Below are 17,757 nucleotides of genomic sequence, written 5' to 3' on the forward strand. Positions count from 1 at the left end.
GGGACGATGGCCGTCGAACGGGAGAACCTGCTGCGCGTCACGCGCATCTACGCGGAGGACGCCGCCCTCGAGCTCGAGCGCGGGCGGGAGATCGTCGCGCGCTGGCCCGACGCCGACGTCGTTCCGATCGCCTCGCACTGGCAGATCCCCGAGGTTCACGGCGACGAGACCAACGTCGCCCGCTGGGTGCGCATCAAGACCGAGGCCCTCGTGCTGGGGGTGAAGAAGAGCGTCGCCACGCGCGTGAACGGCCGCTCCGCCGACTTCATCGCCCCCTCGCTCTCCAACGGCTGTGCGATGGCGTGCGCCTACTGCTACGTGCCCCGCCGCAAGGGTTACAGCAACCCGATCACCGTGTTCGCGAACATCGATCAGACCACCCGACACCTCGCGCGCCATATCGCGGCGAGAGGGCCCAAGACCGAGCCCAACCAGTGCGATCCCGACGCCTGGGTGTACGACATCGGCGAGAACGGCGACTGCTCGGTCGATGCGCTCATCAGCGAGAACGTCCGCGACGTGTGCGACCTGTTCCGCATGACACCGACGGCGAAGGCGTCGTTCGCGACGAAGTTCGTGAACCGCGATCTGCTCGAGTGGGACCCGGCGGGTCGCACCCGCATCCGGTTCTCGCTCATGCCGGCCGGCACCGCGCGGGTCACCGATCTCCGCACCTCGCCGATGGCGGAGCGCATCGCCGCGATCAACGACTTCGTCGACGCCGGATTCGAGGTGCACGTCAATTTCTCGCCGGTCATCCTCACGCCGACGTGGCTCGCGGACTGGAGCGAGCTCTTCGACCAGCTCGATGCGGCCCTGCATCCGCGCGCCAAGGCCCAGCTCGCGTGCGAGGTGATCTTCCTCACCCACAACGAGGGCTTGCACGAGGTCAACCTCGGGTGGCACCCCAAGGGCGAGGAGCTGTTGTGGACGCCGTCCGTGCAGGAGGAGAAGCGATCGCAGAACGGTGCGGTGAACGTGCGCTATCGGCATCCGCTCAAGGCGCAGAGCGTCGCGACGCTCACCGAACTCATCGCCCGGAAGCTGCCGTACTGCCGGGTGCGCTACGCGTTCTGACCGGGCAGGCGAAACGGCCGACGCCGTCCCGAGAGGGAGCCGCGTCGGCCGTCGTCGTGCACTCAGCCGATGTCGCCCGTAGGGGAGCCGTCCGTCGTCGCGGCCTCGTCGGCGTCGCGCTGCGCCGCGGCGCCCTCTTCGGGGGACTCGCTGCCGGAGCCGTTCGACTGCTCGTCGGGAGCGTCATCCGTTCGTCCGTTGTCGATCGTCATGGGGTCTCCATCCATTGGTGGACGGCGACGATCTCACGTCGACGGTGCGGCGTCCAGGGGGTCGACGAGGGTCACCGCGCCGTGTCGACGGTCAGAGCGGCGTGACGCCGTACCGGGCGGCGAACTCCGCGCTCGCGGCGTCCTCGAAATCGTCGGCGGCGTCGCGCAGCTCGACGTCGGTCACGTCGTTCACAGCAGGGGCGCCAGGGCGCCCGCGGTGAGGGCGAACGCCAGCGCGGTGCCCCCGACGGAGGTCGCGGCGATCAACGAGGCGCGCTCCAGCTTGTGTCGGCGCCACGCGTTCGCGGGATGCGTCGTCGACCGCAGGGACGCTTTCGCGGCGTCGAGGCTGTCGTAGCGGCCGATCGGGACGCCGTGCGCGTCGCGCGACACGAATCCGCCGGCGACCGCGTCCACGCAGCCGTCGTACTCGCCGCCGCGATGGGCGACCCAGAAGCCGGTGTCGACTTTCGCCCACAGGACGCGGGCCGAGGTCGGCGTCGGGGGAGCGGGGATGACGGGAGCGCTCATGTCAGGCGGCGACCGAGAAGGAACGACGGCGGGCGGGAGCCGCGGTGCGCGCGGGAGCGACACGGGTCGACGACGCCTCGGGGATCTCGACCTGCAGATCGACGATGAGGCCCGCGGAGGAGTTGGCCATGTCCGCCATGCTCTTGAGCGTCGATGCGTCGAGGGTCTCGGGTTCTGCCGAGTCGAAGACGAAGCGCAGCGGGATCGCCGGCTGCAGCCAGAGGGTGGAGCGGCCGGGGGTGCCGTCGACGTGGGTCCAGCTCAGGGTGAAGCTCTCGCTGCGGCGGAGCTTGGTCGTCATGACGACCTTGAGGTGCGAGAGAAGGCGGTCCGGGATGCGGATCGGTTCGGTCGCGGTGCCGTAGAACAGGTGGCCCATGGGAACTCCCTTCGTGAGCGATTAGCTGCGTGTAGAACATACTCGCTTAGTAACTAGTTTGTCTAACTATTCTTAACGCGGTATAGTCGGGACACGAGCGGGGAGGAGTGTGTCATGACAGACGTCGAAACCACGTCCCGCGGACTCACCACCACGGGACCCACCGAAGAAGTCACCTACTGGTACGGCGACGAGCCGACCGACCGCCGACGACGCAGCAAAGCCGTTCTCGAAGCCCTGCGCATCTATCGCGCGGCCGAGGTCGCCATGCGTCGGCGCACGCGCGATTCCATGTCGATGGGGGAGAACGAGCTCCTCGTCCTGCGCTACCTGCTGCGCGACGCCACCCGCCGGGTGCGCCCGGGCGAGCTGACGCGATACCTCGGGCTCTCGACCGCGTCGACCACGGCGATCCTCGACCGTCTCGAGCGGTCCGGCCACATCACGCGTGTCGCCAACCCCGACGACCGCCGCAGCATCTTCATCCAGGCCACGCCGCGCGCCGATGCCGAGGTGCGTCAGACCCTGGGCAACATGCACGACCGCATGCTCGCGGCCGTCATCGACATGACGCCCGAGGAGTCCGCGGCGGTGGTCGCGTTCCTGCACCGCATGAGCGACGCCGTCGACGGCGTGGCGGTCGACAAGCAGGCGGTCGATTCTCCGTGATCTACGTGCTCGTCGGCGGCCCGCGCGACGGACAGCACGTGGATGATCTTCCTCGCGGTTACCGCCTCTCCCTCACCGATCCCCAGCCGGAACAGTTCGCCGAGTTCGACACCGTCCGCGCGGTCTGGTTCGAGCTCGACGAGTCGATGTTCCGTTCCACGCAGCGGCGGGACTGACGCGTATCCCACGCGCGCGGTCCAGGCAACCCACCCCGCGCGTCGATTCGGGGACCGCAGGGTGGAACCCATGCGATGCGTGACCTATGCCGGCGAGACCGTGATGACCACCGACGACGTCGCCGCGTCGCTCGTCGAGTTGACCGCGGCGGTGGCGAAGGAGGGGCAGGCCGAAGCGGTCAGCATCCCCATCGTCACCGACGACAAGCGGGTCGCGCAGGCCGAGCTGGTGATCGGCGTCGGCAACGACGTGCTGTCCGCGCCCATGGACTGGCACGACGAGGAGCCCGACTTCGCCCACGCAGCGGCGGAGTTGAAGAATCACCGGCTGTTCCCGCGGCCGCACCTGCGCGCGGTCGAGCCGACGTCCGGCGAGGACGACGACGAGCCCATCGACTGGGATTTCGACCAACCCACGCAGGCCTGACCTCTGCCCGGCGGAGTCCGGGTGAAGACGAAGGATGGATGCCGCGACTCTTGCGCCGAGTCGGCGGCATCCGTTATGTTCGCAAGTCCGTGCCGACCGGCACGACAGCCGAGGAAAGACGAGACGATGACCGCGAACCGCGATCGCCGCGCTGAGCAGCAGGGGAAGCAGCAGCAGTACCTGCCGTTCCTCCTCTCGTCGTACCCTCCGGCGCCGGTCGTCTAGACACCTGTCTTCTCACGCCCCGCACCGTCAGGTCGGGGCGTTTCCCTTTCCCCTGGAGGGGGAAGGGCGCCCGCACCTGAGGCTCATTCCCCGCGCGAGTACCGCACCTCGTTGCGCGCTCGCCTCCACAAGAAGGAAAGGATCCATGCAGAAGCTCACCGAACGACTGGTGTCGTGGGCGAGCCTGATCGATGAGAAGACCATCGAGCAGGCCCGTACCTCCTCGACCATGCCGTTCATCCACCCCCACCTGGCCCTCATGCCCGACGCCCATCTGGGCTTGGGTGCGACGGTCGGTTCGGTCATCCCGACGCTCGGCGCGATCATGCCGGCCGCCGTCGGCGTCGACATCGGTTGCGGCATGATCGCCGTCAAGACGCAGTTCCACGCCTCCGACCTCGACGGGCGCGAGCTCGCCGAGCTGCGGCAGCAGATCGAGCGCGCCATTCCGCTCTCGGCCGGTCGCGACAACCGGAAGATCGTCGCCACGGCCGAGCCACGCGTCACCGAGCTCGAAGCGCTGGCCGAGAAGGCGGAGTTCGACCCCGCGTCCTACGCCGGCCATTGGCGGCACCAGCTCGGGTCGCTGGGCAGCGGCAACCACTTCATCGAGATCTCGCTCGACGAGAACGACGACGTGTGGATGTTCCTGCACTCCGGATCCCGCGGGGTCGGCAACCGCATCGCGCAGCACCACATCAAGGTCGCGCAGCGCCTCGCGAAGCAGTGGTGGATCGAGCTCCCGCACCCCGACCTGGCCTACCTGGTCGAGGGGACGCCCGAGTTCACGCGGTACATCCGGGAACTGCGGTGGGCCCAGCACTTCGCCCTGCTCAACCGCGAGGAGATGATGGACCGGGTCGCGAACCAGCTCGGTCGGTTCCTCGACACCCCCGTCGAGGAACGGGAGCGGATCAACTGCCACCACAACTTCACGGAGTCCGAGAGGCACTTCGGCAAGCAGGTGTGGGTGTCGCGCAAGGGCGCGATCATGGCCGACGCCGGTCGACCCGGACTCATCCCCGGGTCGATGGGCACCGCGTCCTACGTGGTCGAGGGCCGCGGCAACCCCGTCGCCCTCAACTCGTCCCCGCACGGTGCGGGCCGGGAGTACTCCCGGTCGGCCGCCCGGAAGACCTTCACGCACGAGCAGCTGCGTGAGGCGATGACCGGGATCGAGTACCGCGACACCGACGCCTTCATCGACGAGATCCCGCAGGCGTACAAGCCGATCGACCGGGTGATGGCGGATGCCGCCGACCTGGTGACCGTGCGTCACACGCTCCGCCAGATCGTCAACGTGAAGGGGGACTGAACCGGATGCCACGATCGCGACCGCGCGATCGTGGCATCCGTCGTTCACGGCCTGGAAATCGTCCTCAGGGATGATGTGGGACGCCCGGCCGTCGGAAAGGCTGGAGGAGTGCTCGCAGCCGCGCGAGCCGAACGCTTCCCCCGGAGTGGAGATCATGTCGCCCGACACGCAGCGAATCGCCCCCACCGCCGAGCCCGCGGACGGGCGCGAACGTCAGCGCCGCAGCATCCGACACGCGCAGGCGCAGCTCGCCGCGTTCGTCCGCAGTTCAGCAGACGACGTCGCCGAGGCCGCCCACGCCGCGGAGGCGGCGTTGCGCGGCGCTCTATCGTCGGGTGCGGGGGTGGAGCGCGTGTCGGCGGAGCTGGAGGTCAGCCCGCGGGCCCTCCGTGCGATCGTCGACGGGTCGGTGCCGCTGCGCAGCCTTCACCCCGACGATCGCCTCCGCTTCGCCTGAGCGCAGCCGTCGCAGCGGCCCGTCCGCGCGGTCCCCGTCCGTTCAGGCGAGTCGTTCGGGGCGGTACTTGTCGTCGCTGAAGCCGATGACGAGATAGCCGATGACGTAGAAGATCACCAGCAGGAGCAGCGAGAACACCCACCCGTGGCCGAACGCACGGCCCACGCGGATGTGCACGATGATGTGGAACACGAGGTTCACGATCGGCACGATGTACAGCAGGGTCAGCCACCCCGAGAAACCGGCGATGCGCACCATGACGACGAGGTTGACGATCGGGATGATCGCGAGCCAGCCGGCGTGTCCGGCCTTGGTGAACACGCGCCACAGGGCGACGACCATCAGCACGTAGACCGCGAGCGCGATCAGCGAGTTGGTCGCGCTCAGCGCGAAGATCGAGGTCTGCTCGGTGATCGACGAGGGCGAAGAGGTCAGCATGCGCTCATCGTAGGGGTTCTCCCAGCCCACGCTCAGGTTGCGCCTCGACGAGGCGCCTCTCGAGCGGCCGGGTCTACGCTCTCAACGAGGAGGCCGCGACATGGGCGAGCGCAAATTCGAGTGGGGCGGTCTGAGCGCCGACCGTGCCGACTACGTCACGGCCGCTGAAGCGCTCGCCATGCTCGAGGTGCTCGTCGTGGCGCAGGCCGATCTCGACGTCATGACCGAGCTGCGCGACGGTGCCGCATGGGCCCGCTTCTCGCGCGGGGACCGGTGGGCGCTCGTGTCCACCCCCGGTTCGCGCTGGTTCTCGGTCGAGACCGATACGGGTCATCGCATGCAGCTCGTCGACGCGTCGTCGTCGAAAGACCAGAGCGCGCAGCTGCTGGCCGTCTACGTCGATGTGGCGGAGGCCTACGTGCGCTCCGACGTCGTCCCCGCGCCGGGTCGCGGCCTCGGCGGGTCGGTGGTCACGGTCGACGTCGACGGACGCGAGGTGCTCCTGCACCTTCCCCTCGCACGACGGGTCCGGGGGATGTTCCGCCATTAGGCCGAGCTGCGATCCCGGTCAACCCGGTGCGTCGGGCCGGAGCGGGTTGCGACGCTGGTGACCTCGACGAAGGGAACACCATGAGCGACCCGCAGAACACCCCGGCCGACGACGCTTCCGACCTCGGAGACGACCCCACGGTCAAGCCGAGCCAGGAGAACGACGTCGACGAGGCCTCGAAGGCGCCGTCGAAAGACGACCCGAACGCCGACCACAAGGCGAGCGGCATCGGCGTCATCGGCGACGAGTGATCCGGATGCCACGGACCGCCGCCGCAGCCCGCGCCGTCGGTCCTTGGCGCGGCGCTGGCGGCCGGGTCCGGCCGTCGGGTCGGCCGCCGCTCCGGTGGTAGCCTGGACCGGTCCGCCTCCGTAGCTCAGGGGATAGAGCGTTGGTTTCCGGTACCAAAGGTCGCAGGTTCGATTCCTGTCGGGGGCACCAGAAGAGACAAGGGATCGCGGGTCATTGAGACTCGCGGTCCCTTTCTTCATTGCAACGAACGGGCAACATTCGCCGAGCGGCGTGCCTGATCGGGGGCGGTTGCGACGGCGTGCAGATCCTCGGCGACGAGCAAATCGTCGCGTCCCTCTCCCTCGGGTGCACACGCATCATCGAGAACGGACTCCGAGCATGAGCAGACGATGAGGACGTATCTCCCCGGGGCAGTGGGGGACCGTGCGGGTACCCTCGAGTTATGGGAAAGAAGCTGGGACTCGCCATCGGCGGCATCATTCTCATCGGGCTTTTTCTCGCCTGGATGCTTGTGAAAGGAACCAGCACGGTTCAAGCGTGGATCGATCCGAATCCATCACTCGGCTTCGTGGCATGGGGAGTCGCGTGGCTCTGCGTACTCGGTGGAGCCGCGATGCTCGCGCGAGTTGTCTTCCGTCACGAACCGAGCTCGGTGGACGAGGTCGATGAAACGGGCTCGACGAGAAACGCGCGGTGAAGCCTTCCCGAGCAGAGCGACGACGGCGACGTCATCCGTCCCGGGGTCCCCGTGTCAAGACCATCGGTCCTTTTGGTGTCCGGTTGGGATGCTGTAATCCCTCTCGAAAGGACCTGCCATGAGCATCGGAGCCGGCATCGCGCTGTTCGTCATCGGCGCCATCCTCGCCTTCGCCGTCAACCTGCCCAACGACTACGTCAGTCTGAGCATGATCGGCTACATCATGATGGGAGCCGGCGTCGTCGTGTTCCTCATCGGCGTCGTGCTGCTCGTGCGTCGCCGGCAAACCGACACGGTCACCCGCACCGAAGGAGTGGGGGGCGCCCAGGTCACCCGCTCGACCACGCGCTCGTCCAACGACGACCTCGTCTGAGTCCTCCCGGGGTCGACACCCCGGAGGTGCACCCATGACCGAACCCACGCCCACCGTCGCCTACGACTCGTCCGCCGACGAGCTGTTCGACGGCCGCTACCGCCTCGGCCGACTGCTCGGCCGGGGCGGTTACGCGCGCGTCTACGAGGCGGTCGACACGGCCCTGGAGCGCACCCTCGCGATCAAGGTCATCGACGGAGACGGTGCCGACCCCTCCGACGTGGCCCGCGTCCGGTCGGAGATCCGTCTCCTCGCCTCGCTCTCGCATCCCTCACTCGTCACCCTGTACGACGCGCGCCTCGACGCCACGCCCGCGTACCTCGCGATGGAGCTCATCGCCGGGCCGACGTTGACCGACGTGATCGCACGCGGGCGCGTCGCCGGCCCCGAGGCCGCGCGCGTGGGCCGGGAGATCGCCGAGGCGTTCGCCGTGATCCACGGGCGGGGGATCGTGCATCGCGACGTCAAGCCGTCGAACATCCTCCTGCGCCCCGCCGCCCACACCGGCGAGACCCCGAGGGCGACCCTGGCCGACTTCGGCATCGCTTCTCTGGTCGGGGCGACCCGGGTCACGCGCGCCGACACCGTCATCGGAACCGCCGCCTACCTCAGTCCCGAGCAGGCCCGCGGCATGCCGGCCGCGCCGGCGAGCGACGTCTATTCCCTCGGGCTCGTGCTGCTGGAGGCCCTCACCGGATCGCGCCCGTTCGGCTCGCGCACCCCGCACGAGGCCCTCGCCGCACGACTCGTGTCGGCGCCCGAGATCCCCGCTCACATCCCCGCCGCGTGGCGCGAGGTCCTCGAGCGGATGACGGCCGTCGACCCCGCCGAGAGACCGGATGCCACGGGCCTGATCGTCGCGATGCGCACCCTGTCCAACGTCCCCGTCGCCGCCCCCGGAGCCGAGGCGACGGCACGGCTCCCGGCGGCTCGCACCTCCACGGCGCCGACCCGCGTGCTCGGGGCGTCCGGCGCTGATCCGACCCCGACGTCCACCGCGCGTCGACGCCCGTCGCGGCGCACCGTGATCGTGGCATCCGTCGTCGCGGCGGTCATCGCCGCGGGAGGGGTCACCGCCGTCGTGGCCGCGGGCGGCGGGGGAGTCGCCGAACCCGACCTGCCCTCGTTGCCGCAGCCCCTCGACCAGCACGTCGACGACCTGTGGAAGGAGGTCGGTCAGTGATCTTCCGCACCGCCCTCGTCGGCGCGCTCGCCGTCGCCCTCTCCCTCTCGCTCGCCGCCTGCACCCCGCCGGCCGCCACGCCCACGGCGTGGCAGCAGAGCGTCCAGACCATCGCGGAGCAGGCGTCGGCCGGCGACTACGCCTCCGCTCTGTCGAGCCTCGACGCTCTGGAGGCCGAGGTCGTCGCCCGCCGCGACGCGGGGGAGATCACGGCGGAGGAGGCCGACGGCATCCTGACCCGCATCGCGACGGTTCGCGCCGACCTCAGCGGTCTCGTGCCGACCCCGACTCCCGAACCCGTCCAGACGACCGAGCCCGTCCAGACCACCGAGCCCGCGCCCGACGATCAGCAGAACGTCGTCGACGACGGAGGCGATGACACGGGCGGGAACGGAAACGGCGGGGGCCCGTCCGACAAGAAGCCCGACGACGAGAAGGGCCCGGGAAACGGCAAGGGCCCGGGCAAGAAAGACGGCTGAGCACCCGCCCGACGGCGTGTCGCGGATCGGGCGGCCGGCAATGGCCCTCGTGCGCACGCACCGTGCGAGGATTGCCCGGTGCCGCGCCGCGTGACCGCCGAACTCGACCTCGACCTCGGGGCTTCCGTCGATCTCATCTTCCAGATCTCCGCCGCGCAGGGGGTGCCCCTGCTGAGCGAGAATCTGACGTTCTCGCAGGGTGATCGCGTCTACACGCCCACCGAGATCGTGGACCAGTCCGGCAGCCGCCTGCACCGGGTCCTCGGCGAACCGGGACCCCTCGCGGTGCGCTACGACGCGGTCGTCGCCGGGTCGGCGCAGACACCGCGCACGAGCGACCTCGAGACCATCACGTACCTGCGCCCGAGCCGGTACTGCCAGTCCGACGAGGTGTTCGCACAGGCGCGCCGTCAGTTCCGTGGGCTCGCGGGCGAGGAGCTGCTGACCGCGGTGTCGTCGTTCGTGGCATCCACTGTGACGTACACGCCGGGCCTGAGCCTGGGCACCGACAGTGCCGTCACGACGCTCATGACCGGGCAGGGCGTCTGCCGCGACTACGCGCACGTGGTCATCGCCCTCCTCCGCGCGATGGACATGCCCGCGCGCTACGCCGCGTGCTTCGCCCCCGGGCTCGAGCCGATGGATTTCCACGCCGTCGCCGAGGCCTACATCGACGGCGCCTGGTACGTCGTCGACGCCACGCGGCTCGCCGATCGTCGCTCGCTCGTGCGCATCGCCACGGGGCGCGACGCCGCCGACTGCGCGTTCCTCAGCTACCACGGGGGATACGTCGGGCTGGAGCGCATGCACGTCGACGCGGTGCTCGACGGCGAGGTTCCGGATGCGGCTGCGACCCCCGACGACCACGAAGCCCTGGTGCAGATCGGCTGAGACGGCCGTCGCACCGTGCGCCGGTCGACGACGAGCGGATGCCGACCCGCCCGGCGCCGCGGCATCCGTCACCCCGCGTTCCGCCGGCTCGCAGGGTGGCTCACCGCTCTCCGCCTAGAATTGCAGGGTTATGGATCCCGCAGCCCTCTCCGCCGCCCTGCTCGCCGTCATCGCCCCGCTCGCCGAGGCGCGACGCGAGGGCTCTTCGGCGGGGATCACCGCCGCCGACCTCCCGCTGGAGCGTCCCAAGAACCGTGACCACGGCGACTGGGCATCCAACGCGGCGATGAAGCTCTCGAAGGTGGTCGGCGCCAACCCGCGCGAGTTCGCCGCCGAGATCGCGGCCGGTCTCGAGTCGGTCGAGGGCATCGCCAGCGTCGAGGTCGCCGGTCCCGGCTTCATCAACATCCGCCTGGATGCCGCGGCGGCAGGCGCCCTCGCGAAGACGATCGTCGACCAGGGTGCAGCCTTCGGCACGAACGACTCCCAGCGCGGCAACACCATCAACCTCGAGTTCGTCAGCGCCAACCCGACGGGGCCGCTGCACATCGGCCACACGCGGTGGGCGGCCCTCGGCGATGCGATCGCCCGCGTGCTGCTCGCCAGTGGCGCGACGCTCGTGCGCGAGTTCTACATCAACGACGCCGGTGCCCAGATGGAGCGCTTCGGTCGCTCCGTCGTGGCCGCGGCGCACGGCGAGCCGACCCCCGACGACGGCTACGGCGGGGCGTACATCGCCGCTCTCGCGGAGCGCGTCGTCGCCGAGCGGTCCGATCTGCTCGAGCTCGACCGCGACGAGCAGATCGCCGTCGCCACCGAGCTCGCGTACCGCTTCCAGCTGGGTGAGATCCAGGCATCCCTCGAGCGCTTCAACGTGCACTTCGACGTGTGGTTCTCCGAGCGCGACCTGCACGCGCACGTCGACGGGCAGCCCAGCCTGGTCGACGACGCGGTCGATCGTCTGCGCGAGCAGGGCCACGTCTTCGACGACGAGGGTGCCGTGTGGGTGCGCACCACCGACTTCGGTGACGACAAAGACCGCGTCATCCGCCGTTCGAACGGCGAGTACACGTATTTCGCCGCGGATGCCGCCTACTACCTGAACAAGGGTGACCGCGGCTTCGCGCACAAGATCTACCTCCTCGGTGCGGACCACCACGGCTACGTCCACCGCCTCAAGGCCCTCGCGGGCGCCGCCGGAGACGACCCCGAGAAAGACATCGAGGTGCTCATCGGGCAGCTCGTCTCGATCAACGGCGCCAAGCTGTCCAAGCGCGCGGGCAACATCATCGAGCTCGACGACCTGCAGCAGTGGCTGGGCACCGACGCGCTGCGCTACTCCCTTGCGCGGTACCCCGCCGACTCGCCCCTGACGCTCGATCCCGAGATCCTGCAGAAGCGCACGAACGACAACCCCGTGTTCTACGTGCAGTACGCGCACGCGCGCACTTTCAACGTCGCGCGCAACGCCGCCGATTCCGGCGTCGACCGGTCGGAATTCGCCCCCGAACTGCTCGCCCACGAGACGGAGTCGGCGCTGCTCGGTGCTCTGCAGGAGTACCCCCGCGTCGTGGCGTTCGCCGCCGAGGTGCGCGAGCCCCACCGCGTCGCCCGCTACCTCGAGGAGCTTGCCGGCCTCTACCACCGCTGGTACGACAACTGCCGCGTCATCCCGCTCGGCGACGCCCCCGTCGAACCGGTGCACCGCACGCGCCTGTGGCTCAACGACGCCACCGGCCAGGTGCTGCGCAACGGCCTCGCTCTGCTCGGCGTCAGCGCCCCGGAACGGATGTAGTCATGACGGATGCCGCCCGCCCCCGCCGTCGCACCGGCCGCTGGATCGCCGTCGCGGTGATCGCGGTGGTCCTCGTCGCGGGGCTGGCGGTCGCCGCCGAGTTCATCGCGCGCTCCGTGGTCACCAACACGGTGCGCTCCCTCGTCGTGCAGAACGTCGGTCTCCCCGACGACCAAGAGGTGGATGTCTCCGTCGGAGGACTCGTCCTGCCTCAGCTGGTGACCGGCCGTCTCGACGACGTCACCGCATCGTCCGACGACGTCACCCTCGGCCCGCTCACCGGCGACGTGCGAGTGGAGCTGCGCGGTGTCCCCGTGGCAGGCGACGCGGCCGCCGACGAGGGGACCGCGTCCGTGCGGCTCGACGAGGGGCAGCTGCGTGCGCTCCTCTCGCAGATTCCCGACTTCCCCTCCGGCACCGTGACGCTCGCCGCGCCCGATCTCGCCTTCACCAGTGAGCTGTCGCTGTTCGGCGTCGCGATCCCGGTCGGAGTCTCCGTCACCCCCGGGGCGTCCGCCGGCGACCTCACGCTGACCCCCAGCGCCTTCCAGCTCGGCGGCAACGCGGTGGATGCCGACACCCTGCGCAGCCAGCTCGGCGGAGTCGCCGACACGGTCCTTGGCACGCGGAACCTGTGCATCGCCGACCGTCTCCCCGCCGCCCTGACGTTGACCTCCGCCACGATCCAGGGTCAGAGTCTCGTCGCCGCTTTCGACATCGACGGCGGAGTGCTCGTCGACCCCGCCCTGCAGGCCGACGGCTCCTGCGGCTGAGCGCCCATCACCGGCGGCATCGGTCGACGGTGGCGTAGCCGGCTCGAGCTGAGCGGGCATCACGGTCTCGCGGAGGTCTCGGTCGTAGCCGCCCTCGGGTGTCCGTTCTGGTGACGTCATGGTTCGGCGAGCGGTAAGTCGTTTCGGCTCCGGCGACCGCGTGCACCCCCTGCGGGCGACGTGGAGCGTGAAACGTCCCGCACGGCGATGACGGTGCGCGTTCGCGAACCCGAGGGTGAATTCACTGCCACGTCGGCCGCAGAGTCTCGAAGTCGTCGAATCAGGCGCACCGCGTCGGTGGTCTCATTCGACAGAAGGACCCCTTCCGTGCGTCGCTACACGCGCATGCACGACATCTCACCCTTTGGAGCGCTCGTGTCCGCCTCTCCCTCGCCTCTCGCCCTTCGTCCTGCTCCCGCGGGTCCCTCACGTCGCGCCGTCGTCGGCGCCGGCGTGTGGAGTGCGCCCGCTCTTGCTCTCGCGTCATCCGCTCCCGCTTTCGCCGCGGCGTCGGGCCAGCAGGTCATCACGCTGTCGACGCCGGAGTTCACCGTCCCCTCCTCGGGTGCCGTCACCGTGTCGACCACCGTGACAGACGCGCAGGGGGCGCCGGTGGCGGGAGCTCTCGTCTCCCTCACGGGGCCCAGCGGATCGTGGTTCGGGGCTGCAGACGGCACCACCGACGGATCGGGCGTGTACGAGACCAAATTCGATCTGTCGAAGACGTGGGCCAAGCCCGGCTCCTCGATCTCCCTGACGGCTGTCTCGGGGTCGGCTACCGTGTCGCAGTCCTTCACCGTGCGGGGCGCGAATGCGCTGGGCTGGGGACCCAACGGCGTCCTGGAGCTAGGACTCGACAGCGCATCCATGGACGACCTCCCGACGCCGACTCAGCTCGCGCGTGTGTTTTCCCAGCCGATCACGTCGATCGCCACCTCCGCGTGGGGTGCGACGTTCGCTGTGCTGCAGGACGGCACGGTGTGTTCGGTCGGATACATCGACAGCGCCGGTCTGCGAGGCGACGGTCTCGATATCGAGGCTCAGAGTGCGTGGTTGACGTGGGTACCGTTCTCAGAGTTGTCGGACGTCCGGCGAGTGGCATGCTCGTACAACACGGCGTTCGCGCTGAAAACGGATGGTTCCCTCTGGTCGTGGGGCGAGGCAACGTACGGCCTTCTGGGTGACGGGACCGACAGCGACCGGAGCACGCCCGTGCAAATTCTTTCGGACGTGACGGACGTGGCCGCCGGTATCACCGCCGTCTACGCGCTCCGCTCCGACGGCTCGGTGGTCGCCTGGGGCGACAACGAGCACGGGCGTTTGGGTGACGACACGACGACGGGGCATGCGACCCCCGCAGTGGTCTCAGGGTTGACGGCAGACGTCGTCCAAATCGCGGCGCACGATGGCGGGGGATTCGCCCTCAAGGCCGACGGCTCGGTGTGGGCGTGGGGGGCGAACGATAAGGGGCAGTGCGCCGTCGGGGGCACGTCGGAGCAGCTCACTCCCGTCCAGGTCTCTCTTTCGACCGCGGCGACGCAAGTGGCGGGGAGCATGTTCGCCGGCTACGCCTTGCTCGCGGACGGAACGGTGGCTGCGTGGGGGAACAACGACTGGGGACAGCTCGGAGACGGCACCCAGGAGTCGCGCGCGACTGCCGCAGCGGTCGCCAACCTCTCGGACGTCGTGCAGATCTCGGCCGTGCACCGCGCGGCGTATGCCCTGCGGGCAGACGGCGGGGTGTGGTCGTGGGGCGATAATCAGCATGGCGAACTCGGACACTCGCAGGTGGGCGGCGGAGCGCTTGTCCCCGAACAGATCGCCGCTTTGGTCGGTATTCCGGTTACCACGCTCATCCCGGTGAACGGCAGCCCGGCCGCACCCTGCACGTTCGTCATCCTCGGTGACGCTGTGCTCTCGGTCGATGTCATAGAGACGTTCGTGTCGGCGGGAACCGCGGGGACGGTGATGACCACGGTCGCTTCCGGATCGGGCGGTGTCGCGGGGGTGGACGTGTCTCTGTCGGCGACGTCGGGCGCGGTGCTCGACACGACGCAGAGTCAGACCGACGCTCACGGAACGGTGGAGACCACCGTCAGGCCCGATCAGTGGACGAAGCCCGGCACCGTCGTGCGCGTCACAGCCAGCACGGCGACGAGTGAGGCATCCGACGTCTTCACCGTCCTCGGGTCGAACGTGGTGGCCACGGGCGAGGGGGACTACGGCCAGTTCGGTGACGGTGACCCGGATCGGCCGGCGTACACGTCGGCGAGGCAGCTGCCGGTCGTGTTCCCCGCACCGGTGCTGCACGGTGTCAGCTCCCGCCACGCGCACGCGTGCGTCGTTCTCGCGGACGGTTCGGTGTGGACGGCGGGCAACGGCAATGACGGGACGCTGGGCGACGGCGATACGTCCGCACACTCGCGCAACACGTGGCAGGTCGTCAATGGGCTCTCCTCCGTCGTGCAGGTGGCATCCTCGTGGGGCGCGCTGTACGCGTTGACCTCCTCGGGCGAGATCTACGGGTGGGGGACGAACTTCGCCGGCCAGCTGGGTTACGTCGGCGGATTCAGCGGTGAACCCGCACTGGTCCAGGGGATCTCCGGTGCCGTGCAGATCGCGTGTTCGGGGTCTGCGGTGCACGCGGTGATGCCCGACGGCTCCGTGCTGAGTGTGGGAGAGAACAGGTACGGGCAGTTCGGGGTGGGCAACACCACCAACAGCGAAACGCCGGTGAAGATGTCGGGAGTGTCGACGGCGGTGCAGGTCGCCGCCGCGAACGACGCTGTCTACGTTCTGCTCGCCGACGGCACGGTCGTCTCGTGCGGACGGGGTGAGCACGGTGAGGCCGGGCAGGGGATCGGTGCGAACACGACCACGCCCAAGCCGATCGCCGGGTTGACGGGTGTGACGGCTGTCGCGTCGTTCAACGCCGGCGGATATGCGCTGCTGAGCGACGGCACGGTGCGGGGATGGGGGGTCAACGACAACGGCGCCGTCGGAAACGGCTCTGCGGGTGATGGGACGGCGGGTTCCCTGTCGGTCGGATCGCCGGTGGCGGTGACGGGGCTGAGCGACGTCGCGCGAGTGGCCGGTGGCTACCAGTCGGGTTTCGCGTTGTTGAAGGACGGCTCGGTTCGGGCATGGGGCTTGAATTCGCGGTACGAACTGGGCGACGGCACGACGACGACGCGCCCCACCCCGCAGGTGCTCGACACCGGTGGGCATCCTGTCTCCTCCCTCAACGGACACGGAGTGGGGGGAAGCACCATCTTCTTCACTCTTGCCGACACCTCGGTTTCCGTCGACATCGCCGAGGACGGGCTATCCGCGGGCGGCGATCCGGGAACGGTCACGGCGAAGGTCGCAGCCGGGTCGGCGCCTGTGGCCGGCGCCGCCATCACCTTGTCCGTGACGCCGGGGGCGGCGCTGCAGTCGACGTCGGGCACGACCGACGCGAGCGGTACCGTGCAGATTCCGATCGCAGTGCAGGACCGTTGGGCGACGGCCGGCACGATCGTGCGCGTGACCGCGTCGAACGGCTCGAGCACCGGCTCTGACACCTCCACGGTTCTGGGCGCGAATGCTGTCGGATTCGGATACAACGCGTGGACCGAGATGGGAGATGGCGGTACGCCGGGCGGAGACGACGCCGGGACGGGCGTCGCCCGCACCTCACCCTCGCAGCTCCGTCGCGTGTTTCCCGCTCCGATCACCCAGATCGTCTCGTGCGGCGCCGGCAACGGCGGCGGGTCCAACCAGACCACGCTCGTGCTCCTGAAAGACGGCACCGTCTGGTCGGTCGGGGGCAACGGATTCGGCCAGCTCGGCACGGCGGGGAACTCGCGAAGCGCGTGGGCCAAGATTCCCGGACTCTCTCGTGTGACGCAGCTCTCCGCGGGCAACGTCCACGTCTACGCGCTCTTGGCGGACGGAACGGTCAAGGGGTGGGGCGACAACTACTCCGGGCAGTTGGGTACCGGCGTCGCGGGGGACAGTGCGACGACTCCGGTGACGGTGGTGGGGCTGTCGAATGTCGTTCAGATCAGCTCGGGAACGCAGCAGGGATACTTCCTGCTCGAGGACGGCACCGTCCGCGCGATCGGGCGGAACACGTTCTCCGCGGCGCTGGGAAACGGTTCATCGGTCGATCACTCGGCGACTCCCGTGACCGTGTCCAACCTGTCGAATGTGACGCAGATCGCCGGCGGCCATCAGTGCGGGTACGCGCTGAAGTCCGACGGAACGGTGTGGGCGTGGGGAGCGAACGACTCGGGCCGTCTCGGTGATGGGACGACGCCCGTTCCGGGGCCGTGGGTTGCGGGACAGACGACTCCCGCGCAGTCGACCCCGGTCCAGGTACAGGGCCTCAGCGGGAAGACCGTCACTCAGGTGGTGGGAAACCGCGCCGGTGGGATCGTCCTGACGTCCGACGGCTTCGTGATGGCGTGGGGCGACAATTCCGCGGGCTCCGTGGGAGACGGCACCACGACCTCGCGATCGAGCGCCGTCCAGGTGTCGGTGCTGACGCCCGATTTCGGCGTCGTAGGGATTGGCGCGAGTGGCCGGTCAGGTTACGCGCGGCTCTGGAACGGAACGGCCGGCGGCTGGGGCGCGAATGAGAACGGCCAGCTCGGAGACGGATCCACGACCGATCGCACGCAGCCGGTTCAGATTCCCACGTGGTGGCCGATCGAGAATCCTGTCCGGCCGGTGCCGGTCGTCGGTTTCGCTTCCCACTCGCCGTCCACCGACCGGATGTACTTCATCACGGAGTGACGACGAGGCGGGACCGGCACGTCCGGTCCTTAGACCGCTCCGGGTCCGCCGTCATCGACGGCGGGCCCGGAGTTCGCTT

The 17,757-nt window shown here is 69.4% G+C and carries 20 protein-coding genes and 1 tRNA gene; 17 read left to right on the plus strand and 4 right to left on the minus strand.

Translation table 11 applies throughout. The annotated features are described in order from the left end of the window. Nucleotides 1–6 precede the first annotated feature (6 nt). On the plus strand, nucleotides 7–1,077 hold the full coding sequence (locus tag Q0818_RS11610) for a spore photoproduct lyase family protein (RefSeq protein WP_298874823.1): 1,071 nt from the start codon (nucleotides 7–9) through the stop codon (nucleotides 1,075–1,077). Between the two features lie 62 nt (nucleotides 1,078–1,139). Here the strand turns inward: Q0818_RS11610 and Q0818_RS11615 are convergent, their stop codons facing one another. The 3 genes from Q0818_RS11615 to Q0818_RS11625 all read right to left on the minus strand — a co-directional run bounded on the left by Q0818_RS11615 (nucleotide 1,140) and on the right by Q0818_RS11625 (nucleotide 2,199). Then, nucleotides 1,140–1,289 carry a hypothetical protein gene (locus Q0818_RS11615; RefSeq protein ID WP_298874826.1) on the minus strand — a complete coding sequence of 50 codons (150 nt, stop codon included), beginning with the start codon at nucleotides 1,287–1,289 and terminating at the stop codon, nucleotides 1,140–1,142. A 189-nt stretch (nucleotides 1,290–1,478) separates the two neighbouring features. After that, a complete protein-coding gene (locus Q0818_RS11620; protein ID WP_298874829.1) occupies nucleotides 1,479–1,820 on the minus strand; it encodes a hypothetical protein in 342 nt (113 codons plus the stop codon). Nucleotide 1,821: 1 nt separating this feature from the next. After that, on the minus strand, nucleotides 1,822–2,199 hold the full coding sequence (locus tag Q0818_RS11625; RefSeq protein WP_298874832.1) for a hypothetical protein: 378 nt from the start codon (nucleotides 2,197–2,199) through the stop codon (nucleotides 1,822–1,824). A 114-nt stretch (nucleotides 2,200–2,313) separates the two neighbouring features. Between Q0818_RS11625 and Q0818_RS11630 the strand changes: the two genes are divergently transcribed. The 5 genes from Q0818_RS11630 (at nucleotide 2,314) to Q0818_RS11650 (ending at nucleotide 5,468) form a co-directional block, all read left to right on the plus strand. Then, entirely contained in the window at nucleotides 2,314–2,868 is a 555-nt protein-coding gene (locus Q0818_RS11630; protein ID WP_298874835.1) for a MarR family transcriptional regulator, read from the plus strand. A gap of 38 nt (nucleotides 2,869–2,906) precedes the next feature. Then, complete coding sequence (locus Q0818_RS11635; RefSeq protein WP_298874838.1) at nucleotides 2,907–3,044, plus strand: hypothetical protein; 138 nt, start codon at nucleotides 2,907–2,909, stop codon at nucleotides 3,042–3,044. Nucleotides 3,045–3,114: 70 nt separating this feature from the next. Beyond that, a complete protein-coding gene (locus tag Q0818_RS11640; protein ID WP_298874840.1) occupies nucleotides 3,115–3,471 on the plus strand; it encodes a hypothetical protein in 357 nt (118 codons plus the stop codon). A gap of 370 nt (nucleotides 3,472–3,841) precedes the next feature. Further along, entirely contained in the window at nucleotides 3,842–5,011 is a 1,170-nt protein-coding gene (locus tag Q0818_RS11645) for an RtcB family protein (RefSeq protein WP_298874844.1), read from the plus strand. A gap of 154 nt (nucleotides 5,012–5,165) precedes the next feature. Next, the gene (locus Q0818_RS11650; protein WP_298874846.1) at nucleotides 5,166–5,468 is read left to right on the plus strand and encodes a hypothetical protein; all 303 of its coding nucleotides are present in this window, start codon (nucleotides 5,166–5,168) and stop codon (nucleotides 5,466–5,468) included. 42 nt (nucleotides 5,469–5,510) lie between these two features. Here the strand turns inward: Q0818_RS11650 and Q0818_RS11655 are convergent, their stop codons facing one another. After that, nucleotides 5,511–5,906 (minus strand): DUF5684 domain-containing protein, encoded by a 396-nt coding sequence (locus tag Q0818_RS11655; protein WP_298874848.1) that lies wholly within the window; start codon nucleotides 5,904–5,906, stop codon nucleotides 5,511–5,513. Nucleotides 5,907–6,006: 100 nt separating this feature from the next. On the opposite strand from Q0818_RS11655, the gene Q0818_RS11660 reads away from it, so the two are divergent. The 11 genes from Q0818_RS11660 to Q0818_RS11710 all read left to right on the plus strand — a co-directional run bounded on the left by Q0818_RS11660 (nucleotide 6,007) and on the right by Q0818_RS11710 (nucleotide 17,678). After that, nucleotides 6,007–6,456, plus strand: a complete 450-nt coding sequence (locus Q0818_RS11660) for a hypothetical protein (protein WP_298874851.1) — start codon at nucleotides 6,007–6,009, stop codon at nucleotides 6,454–6,456. An 80-nt stretch (nucleotides 6,457–6,536) separates the two neighbouring features. Further along, entirely contained in the window at nucleotides 6,537–6,707 is a 171-nt protein-coding gene (locus Q0818_RS11665; RefSeq protein WP_298874854.1) for a hypothetical protein, read from the plus strand. Nucleotides 6,708–6,821: 114 nt separating this feature from the next. After that, nucleotides 6,822–6,897 (plus strand) — tRNA-Arg (locus tag Q0818_RS11670). A gap of 253 nt (nucleotides 6,898–7,150) precedes the next feature. After that, nucleotides 7,151–7,405: a hypothetical protein gene (locus Q0818_RS11675; protein WP_298874857.1), complete on the plus strand. Its 255-nt coding sequence runs from the start codon at nucleotides 7,151–7,153 to the stop codon at nucleotides 7,403–7,405. Between the two features lie 118 nt (nucleotides 7,406–7,523). Next, a complete protein-coding gene (locus Q0818_RS11680; protein ID WP_295836307.1) occupies nucleotides 7,524–7,778 on the plus strand; it encodes a DUF6458 family protein in 255 nt (84 codons plus the stop codon). A 34-nt stretch (nucleotides 7,779–7,812) separates the two neighbouring features. Next, nucleotides 7,813–8,961, plus strand: a complete 1,149-nt coding sequence (locus tag Q0818_RS11685; RefSeq protein ID WP_298874860.1) for a serine/threonine-protein kinase — start codon at nucleotides 7,813–7,815, stop codon at nucleotides 8,959–8,961. Continuing rightward, the gene (locus Q0818_RS11690; protein WP_298874862.1) at nucleotides 8,958–9,440 is read left to right on the plus strand and encodes a hypothetical protein; all 483 of its coding nucleotides are present in this window, start codon (nucleotides 8,958–8,960) and stop codon (nucleotides 9,438–9,440) included. Before Q0818_RS11685 ends, Q0818_RS11690 begins: the two co-directional genes overlap by 4 nt. A 78-nt stretch (nucleotides 9,441–9,518) precedes the next feature. Beyond that, nucleotides 9,519–10,331, plus strand: a complete 813-nt coding sequence (locus Q0818_RS11695; protein WP_298874864.1) for a transglutaminase family protein — start codon at nucleotides 9,519–9,521, stop codon at nucleotides 10,329–10,331. Nucleotides 10,332–10,461: 130 nt separating this feature from the next. Then, a complete protein-coding gene (locus Q0818_RS11700; protein WP_298874867.1) occupies nucleotides 10,462–12,126 on the plus strand; it encodes an arginine--tRNA ligase in 1,665 nt (554 codons plus the stop codon). A gap of 2 nt (nucleotides 12,127–12,128) precedes the next feature. Then, nucleotides 12,129–12,899 (plus strand): DUF2993 domain-containing protein, encoded by a 771-nt coding sequence (locus Q0818_RS11705; protein WP_298874869.1) that lies wholly within the window; start codon nucleotides 12,129–12,131, stop codon nucleotides 12,897–12,899. A gap of 375 nt (nucleotides 12,900–13,274) precedes the next feature. Next, nucleotides 13,275–17,678, plus strand: coding sequence for a hypothetical protein (locus tag Q0818_RS11710; protein WP_298874872.1), 4,404 nt, complete (start codon nucleotides 13,275–13,277; stop codon nucleotides 17,676–17,678). Nucleotides 17,679–17,757 lie beyond the last annotated feature (79 nt).

This window comes from uncultured Microbacterium sp. (assembly GCF_947489255.1).
In the GTDB taxonomy this organism is placed as follows: domain Bacteria; phylum Actinomycetota; class Actinomycetes; order Actinomycetales; family Microbacteriaceae; genus Microbacterium; species Microbacterium phycohabitans.

Excerpts from the sequence above, each read along its gene's own strand:
- Q0818_RS11625 (WP_298874832.1), bottom strand. The coding sequence starts at position 2,199 with ATGGGCCACCTGTTCTACGGCACCGCGACCGAACCGATCCGCATCCCG.
- Q0818_RS11615 (WP_298874826.1), bottom strand. The coding sequence starts at position 1,289 with ATGACGATCGACAACGGACGAACGGATGACGCTCCCGACGAGCAGTCG.
- Q0818_RS11660 (WP_298874851.1), top strand. The coding sequence starts at position 6,007 with ATGGGCGAGCGCAAATTCGAGTGGGGCGGTCTGAGCGCCGACCGTGCC.
- Q0818_RS11705 (WP_298874869.1), top strand. The coding sequence starts at position 12,129 with ATGACGGATGCCGCCCGCCCCCGCCGTCGCACCGGCCGCTGGATCGCC.
- Q0818_RS11640 (WP_298874840.1), top strand. The coding sequence starts at position 3,115 with ATGCGATGCGTGACCTATGCCGGCGAGACCGTGATGACCACCGACGAC.
- Q0818_RS11620 (WP_298874829.1), bottom strand. The coding sequence starts at position 1,820 with ATGAGCGCTCCCGTCATCCCCGCTCCCCCGACGCCGACCTCGGCCCGC.
- Q0818_RS11610 (WP_298874823.1), top strand. The coding sequence starts at position 7 with ATGGCCGTCGAACGGGAGAACCTGCTGCGCGTCACGCGCATCTACGCG.
- Q0818_RS11665 (WP_298874854.1), top strand. The coding sequence starts at position 6,537 with ATGAGCGACCCGCAGAACACCCCGGCCGACGACGCTTCCGACCTCGGA.
- Q0818_RS11675 (WP_298874857.1), top strand. The coding sequence starts at position 7,151 with ATGGGAAAGAAGCTGGGACTCGCCATCGGCGGCATCATTCTCATCGGG.
- Q0818_RS11630 (WP_298874835.1), top strand. The coding sequence starts at position 2,314 with ATGACAGACGTCGAAACCACGTCCCGCGGACTCACCACCACGGGACCC.
- Q0818_RS11645 (WP_298874844.1), top strand. The coding sequence starts at position 3,842 with ATGCAGAAGCTCACCGAACGACTGGTGTCGTGGGCGAGCCTGATCGAT.
- Q0818_RS11680 (WP_295836307.1), top strand. The coding sequence starts at position 7,524 with ATGAGCATCGGAGCCGGCATCGCGCTGTTCGTCATCGGCGCCATCCTC.
- Q0818_RS11650 (WP_298874846.1), top strand. The coding sequence starts at position 5,166 with ATGTCGCCCGACACGCAGCGAATCGCCCCCACCGCCGAGCCCGCGGAC.
- Q0818_RS11655 (WP_298874848.1), bottom strand. The coding sequence starts at position 5,906 with ATGCTGACCTCTTCGCCCTCGTCGATCACCGAGCAGACCTCGATCTTC.
- Q0818_RS11700 (WP_298874867.1), top strand. The coding sequence starts at position 10,462 with ATGGATCCCGCAGCCCTCTCCGCCGCCCTGCTCGCCGTCATCGCCCCG.
- Q0818_RS11685 (WP_298874860.1), top strand. The coding sequence starts at position 7,813 with ATGACCGAACCCACGCCCACCGTCGCCTACGACTCGTCCGCCGACGAG.